Source organism: Streptococcus sp. HMSC034E12 (assembly GCF_001835915.1).
GTDB classification, from domain to species: Bacteria; Bacillota; Bacilli; order Lactobacillales; family Streptococcaceae; genus Streptococcus; species Streptococcus vaginalis.
Genome location: NZ_KV826426.1, coordinates 39,114 through 48,989 on the forward strand (window position 1 = coordinate 39,114; position 9,876 = coordinate 48,989).

General features: G+C 33.4%; 14 protein-coding genes and 2 pseudogenes. All 16 read right to left on the reverse strand.

From position 1 onward, the window contains the following. Nucleotides 1-5: 5 nt before the first annotated feature. Nucleotides 6-791, reverse strand: a complete 786-nt coding sequence (locus HMPREF2574_RS00345) for a DNA/RNA non-specific endonuclease (RefSeq protein ID WP_003030123.1) — start codon at nucleotides 789-791, stop codon at nucleotides 6-8. A 15-nt stretch (nucleotides 792-806) separates the two neighbouring features. Further along, complete coding sequence (locus HMPREF2574_RS00350) at nucleotides 807-1,139, reverse strand: hypothetical protein (RefSeq protein ID WP_024052242.1); 333 nt, start codon at nucleotides 1,137-1,139, stop codon at nucleotides 807-809. After that, nucleotides 1,132-1,467 carry a hypothetical protein gene (locus HMPREF2574_RS00355; protein WP_070654270.1) on the reverse strand — a complete coding sequence of 112 codons (336 nt, stop codon included), beginning with the start codon at nucleotides 1,465-1,467 and terminating at the stop codon, nucleotides 1,132-1,134. The genes HMPREF2574_RS00350 and HMPREF2574_RS00355 overlap by 8 nt, the downstream gene beginning before the upstream one ends. Before the next feature lie 399 nt (nucleotides 1,468-1,866). Further along, nucleotides 1,867-2,181, reverse strand: a complete 315-nt coding sequence (locus HMPREF2574_RS00360) for a hypothetical protein (protein WP_024052244.1) — start codon at nucleotides 2,179-2,181, stop codon at nucleotides 1,867-1,869. 176 nt (nucleotides 2,182-2,357) lie between these two features. Next, nucleotides 2,358-2,585 (reverse strand): annotated as a pseudogene (locus HMPREF2574_RS00365) (hypothetical protein); the annotation flags it as partial. After that, a complete protein-coding gene (locus HMPREF2574_RS00370) occupies nucleotides 2,586-3,599 on the reverse strand; it encodes a hypothetical protein (RefSeq protein WP_024052246.1) in 1,014 nt (337 codons plus the stop codon). It lies immediately after the preceding pseudogene. Further along, nucleotides 3,596-3,805 (reverse strand): hypothetical protein, encoded by a 210-nt coding sequence (locus tag HMPREF2574_RS00375; RefSeq protein WP_024052247.1) that lies wholly within the window; start codon nucleotides 3,803-3,805, stop codon nucleotides 3,596-3,598. Before HMPREF2574_RS00375 ends, HMPREF2574_RS00370 begins: the two co-directional genes overlap by 4 nt. After that, the gene (locus tag HMPREF2574_RS00380; protein ID WP_024052248.1) at nucleotides 3,798-4,223 is read right to left on the reverse strand and encodes a thioredoxin domain-containing protein; all 426 of its coding nucleotides are present in this window, start codon (nucleotides 4,221-4,223) and stop codon (nucleotides 3,798-3,800) included. Before HMPREF2574_RS00380 ends, HMPREF2574_RS00375 begins: the two co-directional genes overlap by 8 nt. Beyond that, entirely contained in the window at nucleotides 4,210-4,641 is a 432-nt protein-coding gene (locus HMPREF2574_RS00385) for a hypothetical protein (RefSeq protein ID WP_024052249.1), read from the reverse strand. Before HMPREF2574_RS00385 ends, HMPREF2574_RS00380 begins: the two co-directional genes overlap by 14 nt. A 15-nt stretch (nucleotides 4,642-4,656) precedes the next feature. Further along, nucleotides 4,657-4,860, reverse strand: coding sequence for a hypothetical protein (locus tag HMPREF2574_RS00390; RefSeq protein WP_003030137.1), 204 nt, complete (start codon nucleotides 4,858-4,860; stop codon nucleotides 4,657-4,659). Next, nucleotides 4,857-5,408 carry a hypothetical protein gene (locus tag HMPREF2574_RS00395; protein WP_024052250.1) on the reverse strand — a complete coding sequence of 184 codons (552 nt, stop codon included), beginning with the start codon at nucleotides 5,406-5,408 and terminating at the stop codon, nucleotides 4,857-4,859. The genes HMPREF2574_RS00390 and HMPREF2574_RS00395 overlap by 4 nt, the downstream gene beginning before the upstream one ends. A 15-nt stretch (nucleotides 5,409-5,423) precedes the next feature. Then, on the reverse strand, nucleotides 5,424-6,548 hold the full coding sequence (locus HMPREF2574_RS00400; protein ID WP_024052251.1) for a DNA cytosine methyltransferase: 1,125 nt from the start codon (nucleotides 6,546-6,548) through the stop codon (nucleotides 5,424-5,426). A gap of 8 nt (nucleotides 6,549-6,556) precedes the next feature. Continuing rightward, nucleotides 6,557-7,336: pseudogene (locus HMPREF2574_RS00405) on the reverse strand (DNA adenine methylase). Between the two features lie 8 nt (nucleotides 7,337-7,344). Continuing rightward, on the reverse strand, nucleotides 7,345-7,533 hold the full coding sequence (locus tag HMPREF2574_RS00410) for a hypothetical protein (RefSeq protein WP_003030140.1): 189 nt from the start codon (nucleotides 7,531-7,533) through the stop codon (nucleotides 7,345-7,347). Nucleotides 7,534-7,643: 110 nt separating this feature from the next. Further along, nucleotides 7,644-9,140: a primase C-terminal domain-containing protein gene (locus HMPREF2574_RS00415; RefSeq protein ID WP_024052253.1), complete on the reverse strand. Its 1,497-nt coding sequence runs from the start codon at nucleotides 9,138-9,140 to the stop codon at nucleotides 7,644-7,646. 2 nt (nucleotides 9,141-9,142) lie between these two features. Further along, nucleotides 9,143-9,640 carry a hypothetical protein gene (locus tag HMPREF2574_RS00420; protein WP_024052254.1) on the reverse strand — a complete coding sequence of 166 codons (498 nt, stop codon included), beginning with the start codon at nucleotides 9,638-9,640 and terminating at the stop codon, nucleotides 9,143-9,145. Nucleotides 9,641-9,876: the final 236 nt, after the last annotated feature.

Sequence of the window (9,876 nt, forward strand, 5' to 3'; positions counted from 1 at the left end):
CTTTTTTATTTTATTTGTGATGTTCCTGTTAAATAATTTATTTCATAATTTGGTTGAACATTGAAGATATAAATATCAAATGAGATAGTTTGGTCTTCAATACTTTGCGCTTCTATCCGAACTCCTCGACAGACTAATTCAACATTTTTAAAAAGCGGGGTCACTCGATAACGTACATGATGACCTGTTGTCTTAATATACTGAGCAATGATATTTTCATAATAAACCATCGAATTTTTTTCAGCCGAAAAGTTAGCATTCAATGCTCTTGTTCCAGTAAATAAATTTTTAACATTCGCATTTTCGCCACTCAATTCAAAAGCAATTAGGTGTGATCGATTATATAAATAATCCTTTTTTCCGTTAAAAATAATTTTTTTATTTTTCCAACCAGAAGGATAAACAAAAGAAATGTCTTCTCTTTTTCCTTGCGGCATAAGTTCTCTTCCTAACATAGCATTCGCTTCACCAACTCGTCCTAAAAAATCTAAATCTGAATAATGTTCCCAAGCACCTTTTTCTAAACTCAATTCCTGAGAAGTAAATTGAGCTTTTTTATTAACAGATATCACTTGTTGTCCGTCAAAAACTTTTTTCTTCAAGGCAGTATTTTGTTTTTGATACTGGTCTTTGATGGCAAAATTTTTTTCTTCAGGTGAATCAGTAAAAGCCAGTTGCTCTTTAATATCATGTTTGGTAAAAACGGTAGTTAATTGCTCACGATTTTGGGGCTGAATTAAAAAAATTACAATAAAAATGAGAGCAATTACTGCAAATTTATTTTTCTTCATCTATACTCCTTTCGATTATTTTTCTGTTTCAAGAGCATCTAAATCATCTATAAATCGTAGCCAATCTGTCGTCAATTTTTCGACAACTTCTTGTTTCGCATCCAAACTAATTTGACGAATTTCATTTTTCAATAATTGATCTAAGATTTCTTTTTGTTGAAATTTAATTTCTGATAAAGTTTTCGCAAATTGATTCTGATACAAATTCAATCCATCATTATTTACGATGTTTTGAAGTTGGTCAAGCATGAATTGATTAAAGCTAGGAAACTCATATTTTTCGCAAATCAATTTAAGTTGAGAAAATGTTAAATTAGGTACAGTCCGAATTTTGATTTCTCTAGTCATCACTTTCTACCTCTCCTTCATATTCTAACCAACGAGAAATATGATTGGCATATTGTTCCATTTTATCTTCAAATGTTTTTAGCTGCTCTTCTTGTTTTTGAACCTGCGCTAAAATAAAATCATTAGTCAATTTCATGTTTTCTAAATGACTTAAATATAAACTTTCTGAATGATTAAATTGTCCTTTCGCAATTTTTTCACGACACATAGAAAGTAAAAATTCATTAAAAGATTTTTCTTTATTTTTTTTAGAGAGAGCTTTAAGATAATTTATTTCATGAATCGATAATCCACGAATTTCAATTCTATTTTGCTTGGTATTTGCCATTACTAAATCGTCCTTTCTCAAAAAGTAAAGTGTCCTTCTTTTTTCTTTTGACGAGGCAAAAGCCAAAAGAAGCAAAAAAGAAAACCTCAAACTCGCAACATCACGAAAACAAGTTTTCTATTTTTGCGGTTTTCCGTCACCCAAACATTCCAGCAGAGCTAATGCCCTCTTGGTGTTTCAGGCTTGGAAAAAGAGCATAAGGGAAACTGTCCCCACATTCTGTGTGGAGTTGATAGTATCAACGTTTCCGGTACCGGTAATTTTCTCGGTTTCACCTACTTTTACACACACCAATAAATACATTTACTTACACTGTGTGTTAATGTCACACGTTGAATACATACATTTACATACCTTTCTATTCCTGAAAAATAAATCATCATATCATTTATTCAAGAGTTAATTCTGATGATTTTCAACTGAAAAGTCTTGCGTATTTGCTTCATTTTGTTTTGCTTCTTCACGAGCTTTTTTAGCTGCTAAACGTTGTTCTTTTTCCTCTTCTTTTACAAGTGTTAATTCAGATTTTAACTTAGATAAAACTTCTTCATACGACAAATTTTTATCTTTTTTGAATTGAATTTGCGTATAAATTTTTCCAATTTCTTTTTGAAGAGTTTCTTCCGCAAGTTTCTGTTCTGCTTCCAAAGCGATAACTTTTGCCTTTGCTTCTTCAAGCTCTGATTTAATTTTATTGATGTTCTTTTTTGCCATTTCAGCACTCCTTTATATTCTATTTTACTTAGTATAAGAGATATTCTTTTTTTAGTTTTTAATGGGACAAATCAGAAAAAACTAATTTATTAAATTCTTTTACCTGACAAAAATAAAAATTATTTTAAGAAAAAAAGACGCTCCCAAATGAAATTATTAGGGAGAACACCTTCATTTTATTTTGTTCCTATTGTAGAAAAAGCAGTTCTTCGACTGAGTTTGAATTTAATCAATTTATGACCAAAATCTTCTTTTATTCCAAAAGAAAAAACTCTAAAAATAGGATAATAAATTGTATCCGAATCGATAAAAGACCGTTCATTTTCTTTCTCGAATTGGACTGCTTTATAGCTAATAGCTGTTGTCACTTTTCTATTTAAAAAACTCAATTCTACGACATTTTGTTATTTCATCTCTACAGTCTCTATCGGGCTTGAAAATTCAAATGTACCATCTTTGATAGCCGCCTTTTTCTTTTCTAGCGAAGTTGTTTTTTCTTTTAAAATATCTATATTTTGGTTAGCTGTTTCAATAGAACGATTCTTCGTTTCTGTATCAGAATCAATCTGTTCAATGTCTTTTTGATTCTTGGTTAAGTCATCACCTGATAAATATTTTGCTTCTGTTAGCAAGCTTTCTTTAGAAGACTCATTATCTTTGATGAGTTCTTTTAGTTTTTTTATCGATTGAGTCAATTTCTTCATCTGCTCTTTTTGAAAACCAATTTCTTCTTCAATTTCTTGAAGAGCAAATTCTTCACGAGAAATATTTTTAACAGTTGCTATTTCCATTTTTTTGTTTTGTGGAGTGACAAAAAATTGAACCACATTTTCTGAAGATTTATCTTCTTGTTTGAAGCCTTTAAAATCATCATCTGATGAACTAGATGGCGTAGAAATATCTACATCAATTTGATTTGTAGTCACTCTATTATTTTTAATATCAATCGCAAAAGCTCCAAAACCTTTCGGAACATTTTTGATAATGACGGATATTTTTTTATCAGTAATTGGAATTACTTCCATACTTGTATCAGAAGACTTATGTTGTGCATATAGTTTCCAATTTAACCTTTTACTATCTATTCCACGTGCAATAGATGAAGTAGAATCCGTTGTTTCAAACTGAAGAACAATCACTCCTGTTTTTGGAGAATAGATTTGTTTAACTAAACTAATTTCTCCTGTTCCGTTTTCAAATACTCGCTTAGTCGCAAGTTGGTCTGTTGTAACGGTTTGACGCTGCGGGGAAAAAATAGCGCCTAATAACAGACTAATCCAGGCAGCTAACAGAAATGAAAAAGTAATCAATTTTCGCTTCACAACATTTTCTTGACACCATTCTCTTATCCTGTAAAAGAACTGAATAACTGCACTTTCTTGAAGTTGTTTTATCAATTGTTTTATTGTATCTGTCATTTTTCTTGCCTCCACTGACGAAGATGAATTTTACTATCTGGATAAATGATTTTTAAAAGCATCATCAACACTAAAGAAGCTCTGTAGATTCGTTTTTCTTGTTCAAAGTTCCGAACAATTGTCACATAAAAAAGTGGAAAAAACCAAGCTGTCAGCAGAGCAGACATTGTGATAATATGCCCGATAAAATTAAATAAATTACTCACGGAATGCCTCCTTTATTGCCTGTTTATTAGCTGTGAAATCTCCCTTATTGTTCTTTTTAGCATACAAGTAAGACTTGATAACTCCTTTACGAATAGAGACTACGGTAGCTGCTTTATTTACGTCATATTGATGCACTAATTTTTGTCCCTCTTTTGTTTGAATATTGATATAAAACGTTGGATAATCACTCTTACTAGCAGCTTTAATCACTGCATTTTTAGCAGCTCGACAATAAGGACAAGTCTTTTTATAAAAGACAAGCTGAACATTTTGCTCAAGTACTACATCGTTGTATTGCTTTTGAGTTAAATGACTGTCATAAGGGGCATCAAACTGGAAACTGCTATAAATAGCCATACCAAACAATAAAACCAATCCAAATATTCCGATCATAAACATTAGTTTATCTTTCACCATAATCCCCTCCTTCTTCTTCAAGAAAATCAAATAAATTGCCTTGAATCATTTTAAATTGAGACAATTCTTTTATTTGGCTGTTTAATACTTGAAAAGTATTTTGCATTTTCTTTTGGAGCTTTGGATCAAAGGAATCAAAAATCTGAACAATTGGAAGCATTGGAAGATGGTCATTCTTTTCAGCTTTCAACAGACTAGATACAACATTGTCTGATTTAATAATATGATCTACTCGAATTAAAGCAGGAATACTTGTAATGACGTCTTGGTTTTGATAGAAGGTCAAACAAATATCTCCTTCAGCAATAAATTCATAATCAGAATGTTGGTCATCCATTTTAAAATAATTAGCATCTTCTTCTTGACCTACGCCTGTTAAATAATAGCCACGAAGAATTTTATATTTCTTTTCAGTCATTTCTACTCCTTCTTTCTAGCTGACTTTATGAAACCGAAACGGTGCATCATAATAGTTTGGCAAACAAGTAAACTTCTTAGTTGTCGAAATAGGCTCTTCTTTGTGGTAGTGCTTCTGAATATACTGACAAGCCAATCCTTGACTTTCAAAAACCAAAATCTTCTCTTCACTATCACGAACATAGTCCCCTAATAAAAAGCTAAAGATGATATATTTCATTTGTTTTCCTCCTTGTATATTTTTACCAATTCACTGTCTTCAGCCAATCTAGCCTTATCAATACTCTCTACAATATAGATCCAAGTGATAGTAAGGAAATAGCTTATCATAATTAGAAAACAGTAGGAATGTGCGTATTTTTCTCTCAATTCTGGAGCTGTAGAAATAAAATGAATTTTATCATCTACTGTACCGAAACCACCTTTAGATGTATAAGTAACATAAGTGCTTGACAAGAAATTGCCTTTTAAAGGAGAAGAATACCAACTAAGTTTGGTATAGGTTTCCAAATTGATAGGAATGGAAAATACATCTTTGTTTTTATCATACTGACTCAGAGTAATTGTATAAACTGTTTTTTCATTTTTGGTTTCAATATGTTGAGTTTTGCTTTTCAGTTGGACAATTCGATAAGTATTATTATTTTGAATTTTATTAGCAGCAAAAATATCTATTAGATAATAACTAATGATACCAAGCACAATGAATAGAATTGTGCTTCTCACAAAAGCGGACACCAATAGATTTCTATTTATTTTTAATTTCATTTTTATTTCTCCTTATCATTCAAATTTTTTTGAAATTGCTTCAATCACATTTACCGTCACGCTGTTTCCTGCTTGTTTGTATAGTTGACTGTTTGAATTGACCTCTTGCGCCTTATCAAAAGCCCAATCAGGGAATCCTTGTAACCTCCAGCACTCACGAGGTGTTAGCTTGCGAATACGATAGCCATCGGTTATTCCAAAACTTCCAGCTCGAACAGTGCTACCTCCCCCACTTGATGTTAATGTTCCAACCTCATCTTTTGTGATTTTGTTGTAAAAGTCTACAACTTTGACCAAGTTATTCTCTTGCCAGCTATTGCTGGATAAAGTAGGTGCTATGCTGTGCTGAGCACCTTTATTAAATCCCCTTGCCTTTTGAATAATCTTTGGCTCTTGCCCTCTTCCTTGCATGGTTGAAAGAGTTGGCGCGAGACCTCCTGGTATCGCCACTTTCAAAGGGTCTTTTTGAGTAGTGGTGCTACATAGCGTTGGGGCAAGTGAATCTATTGAGACAACATCGCCGCTTTGCGATTTGCCTTTTTTGCGAATATTTCCTACTTTTTTGATTTTTTGTTGTTTGCAATCAGTCGTTTTGTCATTTCCGCCGAGAGGAAATATTGCTCTGATACTTCTTCCTCTAAGATGTCCGATAATAAACACACGTTCCCGATTTTGGGGGACTCCAAAATCTTTGCTGTTAAGCACTTGCCATTCCACGTTGTACCCCAGTTCATCCAAGGCTCCGAGAATGGTCTCGAATGTAGCTCCTCCGTCGTGGTTGAGCAGTCCTTTGACGTTTTCAAGGAATAAATATTTAGGTCTGAGAATAGATGCGAACCTTGCAATTTCAAAGAACAAAGTTCCTCGTGTATCCTCAAAACCTCGCCTGTTTCCTGCAATGCTGAAAGCCTGGCACGGAAATCCTCCACAGATAACATCCACACTTCCGATTCTTCGAACAGACTCATTTGATACTCTTGTGATGTCATGTAGTTCTATTTCTCCTTCCATATTGTGTATAGCTTTATAGGATTTTCTGGCGAACTTGTCTATTTCGCAGAACCCTACGCATTCATGCCCGGCTGATTCCATCCCAAGGCGGAACCCGCCGATACCCGCAAATAAATCTAAAAATTTCATTTATCCTCCTAAAATAACTCCAACTGCTTTTTCGGTTGAAAATTCATCCAAAGAACTTCTGTACGTGACAAGCCATGTTCTGCAGTTGCCAGAAACTCTACTCTTTCCCAGTTTTTCAGCTGCTTATTGTATAAATCACTGTCATAACCACTAAGTAATATTTTAGCTTTCGATTGATTCAATATTTCTAATAACTCTTGATGATCCTGATCTTCCATCTCTACTGTATATTGTTTTCTTGTCCTCGTACTCAAAACATAAGGTGGATCAAGATACATACAGACATTCTCACGATTATATTCTGAAATTAAATCCAAAGCCGGCCGGTTCTCAATCTGTACTTGTTTTAAGCGGATAGCTGCTTCTTGGATAATTTCAGGAAGTTCATTCCAATGATTCACCGCATAAGCTCTTTCTCGACCGTTCACATCACGCTTCCAACCAGACTTTTCAAAATTGCGGAAGCCATGAGACATCAAAGAACGAATAATAAAATTAGCTGCTTTGTCAACTTCGTTGTGAGGCTTAGTCCCCAAGCCCTGTTATAAACAGTCCGACTATAAGGTGTCAGAAAGAGTTTTTCGCTTAGCTCTTTAGGAGTTGCTTGAATTACCTGAAAAAGATTGACAACATCATCATTCAAATCATTGACCGTTTCAATTGAACTTGAAGGTTTATTAAATAAAACTGCTACACTTCCAAAGAATGGTTCTAGGTAGCTCTTATGAGCTGGAAACAAGTCAATAATCTTTCCATTTACTTCCTGGATACCTTAGAATTGATTTCATAATCACTCTCAACCTTCCTTTTCATATAATTCAATAATGAATCTTATATCATTATTTAAAGCTACAAAATCCTCTTCAGTAGAACTAGTATGTAGCAATAATTCATATTGACTTTTACAAAGTTCTCCTAAGCTCTTATTTATGTTTATAAGCTGATAAAGATTTTGTTCTATCTTCTTTCTTAGTTTTTCTAGCATAGAAATATTTTCCTACTAATAGATTATTATTTTTTTACATCTATTTTTCTGCTCACAAATCCCTCACGGTATCCTAGATATAATGTAATGGGAGTTTGCGGGTTTTCGATCTAGCCTACGTCAACCTCAAACAAAGAGACTTCTTGAACCTGTTTAAAAGCCATCTCTGCTCTTTGAAGTACCTGTTGGATAAATCCTAATCTTTCTTCAAAGAAAGTGGCTATATTGGCAAAATAAGCTTCCTGACGCTCTCTTTTAATCTGAATAACAGATAAAAGAACAGATTTGATAGAAGCAATTCGAATACCTCCACCTCGACCAGATTTTACTTTCAAAAAGATTTTTTGTTCTTTCTTCAAAACTTTCAATACTTTATCTAAACTTCTTTCTGGAATTGATAGTTCCTCTCGTATCGCTTTCTTTGTCGTCTGAAGAAATGGATCAGTATCTTCTTGTGACAGACTTTCTAAATAGTTCATGACATCACTTTTCCATTCATGCAGATGACTATTTTTTCTTGCTTGTCGAGGTTTCTTAAACTTCTTCCAACCTTGTCGAATAAAAAGATCACTAATTGTTAGTTTCTTATCCACCCAAGCTTTACAAAGCAAGAGAACAAAATCTCTACTAGCAGCTTCGTATTTTCCAGAATAAGCACTTTTGACAACCTTCAGACATTCGTCCTGAGAGAGTGGTTCGTCCAATCCTGAATTGAATTGTCCCAAAACTGTCTCACAATCGCCCTGAGAGACACCTGATGAATAGTTCGCAAGCGCTAAAGTGAATAAGACATTGTTTCTTCCCATCAGGGCTTTAGCTCCCTTGATATTTGATTCATTCATCAGCATTCTATACCAAGGCTCATCAATTTGTTTTTTGCCTTCCGTTCCTGTGATAACAGTTAGATTTGCTTTCCGTTTTGAGAAGCTAAATTCTGACTGTTTCATAGACCATTGAAGCCATTCTTCAAACGAATAGGTATAGTCTTCAAAAAAGAATTCTACGTTGTCTGTGCGAGGGATTCTAGCAATTCCAAAGTGATTGCAGGTTAAGTCAACTGGAAGGGTTTTTCTAAAATGATTTCTCAAGTTTTGAGAGATCTCTTTCGCAACTTTGATGACTTTGAAATTTGAATGAGCTGTCACATAAGCTGGCTCTTTCAATGCAAAGTAAGCTTGATAACCTTTGTCTGATTTTAAAATGAGCGTTGGCATAAATCCTAAATCCATTGCCGCATTCAGGATGTCTCCAGAGGACATTTCTTCAGCTGATGAAGTAATATCAAAGTCAATGTAAAAGGTGTTAATTTGTCTAAGATTCTCTTCATTGTGTCCTCGTGTAATTCGTCGTTTTTTGTCACTATAAGCTCCATATCGATAAACATTTGGTGTCCAATGAGTAAATCTATCTCGATTCTCTAGAATCGCTTCTAACGAGGTTAAAACGACTCCAGTAGCATGAACCATATCATCTTTAGAACGATAGCCAAAAATAGAACCTTTATTCTCTTCTTCAGGAGAAGTTTTAGGTCTTAATTGACTGTTCTTAAACTTATAATTTCTAATCCCATTTTTTAAGATGAGATGATAAATTGTCTCTAGTTGCATAATTATCCTTTCAGTTTTATACTTCCTGATAAATAATTTTTTGACTTTGCATAACCAGCTTGTAAATCTTGCTTATTATAGATTACTGCAGGATGAGTCTCTACATATTGACTACGTTTCCATTGATTACGCAATCGCTTATTTGAACGATTCATCTTTTTTTCGATTTCTGCAAAACGAAAGCCCAATTTAAGGTATGTTATAACATCTTCTTCAAAACTCTCTTTATCAGATTGCTTTCTAACTTTTGTTTCAAAAGTATTTTCTGTATCATCTGCTCTAATACTTATCTGATATTGAATGTAGAGGCTTCTCATCTCTTCTATTTTCTTTTGCCATTGTGAGCTATAGCGTTCACCTGAATACTTATTTACTAATTCTCTTACTGGACTTTTGAACTTTAGCTGAAATCGATCAAATTCTCCTAAATCAGCGAACGGGTCAATGAAGCCTAATGGTTCACTCTTTATCAACTGTTCATAAAAAATATTTTTTTCCATAGCTATCACTCTTCATTCATACTTTAATAAATATTTGGATAGTCAATACTGAAATAAGGTGACTTAATTTCTTAAAACTAGTAATAAGGGATTTTTATATTTCATCAACACTTCTCCTTTCCTACTTGTTTTAAACAAACAAAAAGAGAGTTGAATAATCAACTCTCTAAGTTACTTTAATACTATAAATATTGATTTTTTTCTAATTCTACAAACTCTTACCACTTAGATCAAAC

Coding starts and splice junctions, on each gene's coding strand:
- HMPREF2574_RS00360 (WP_024052244.1), bottom strand. CDS start 2,181: ATGGCAAAAAAGAACATCAATAAAATTAAATCAGAGCTTGAAGAAGCA.
- HMPREF2574_RS00410 (WP_003030140.1), bottom strand. CDS start 7,533: ATGCTAGAAAAACTAAGAAAGAAGATAGAACAAAATCTTTATCAGCTT.
- HMPREF2574_RS00385 (WP_024052249.1), bottom strand. CDS start 4,641: ATGACTGAAAAGAAATATAAAATTCTTCGTGGCTATTATTTAACAGGC.
- HMPREF2574_RS00370 (WP_024052246.1), bottom strand. CDS start 3,599: ATGACAGATACAATAAAACAATTGATAAAACAACTTCAAGAAAGTGCA.
- HMPREF2574_RS00395 (WP_024052250.1), bottom strand. CDS start 5,408: ATGAAATTAAAAATAAATAGAAATCTATTGGTGTCCGCTTTTGTGAGA.
- HMPREF2574_RS00400 (WP_024052251.1), bottom strand. CDS start 6,548: ATGAAATTTTTAGATTTATTTGCGGGTATCGGCGGGTTCCGCCTTGGG.
- HMPREF2574_RS00345 (WP_003030123.1), bottom strand. CDS start 791: ATGAAGAAAAATAAATTTGCAGTAATTGCTCTCATTTTTATTGTAATT.
- HMPREF2574_RS00350 (WP_024052242.1), bottom strand. CDS start 1,139: ATGACTAGAGAAATCAAAATTCGGACTGTACCTAATTTAACATTTTCT.
- HMPREF2574_RS00355 (WP_070654270.1), bottom strand. CDS start 1,467: ATGGCAAATACCAAGCAAAATAGAATTGAAATTCGTGGATTATCGATT.
- HMPREF2574_RS00390 (WP_003030137.1), bottom strand. CDS start 4,860: ATGAAATATATCATCTTTAGCTTTTTATTAGGGGACTATGTTCGTGAT.
- HMPREF2574_RS00380 (WP_024052248.1), bottom strand. CDS start 4,223: ATGGTGAAAGATAAACTAATGTTTATGATCGGAATATTTGGATTGGTT.
- HMPREF2574_RS00420 (WP_024052254.1), bottom strand. CDS start 9,640: ATGGAAAAAAATATTTTTTATGAACAGTTGATAAAGAGTGAACCATTA.
- HMPREF2574_RS00415 (WP_024052253.1), bottom strand. CDS start 9,140: ATGCAACTAGAGACAATTTATCATCTCATCTTAAAAAATGGGATTAGA.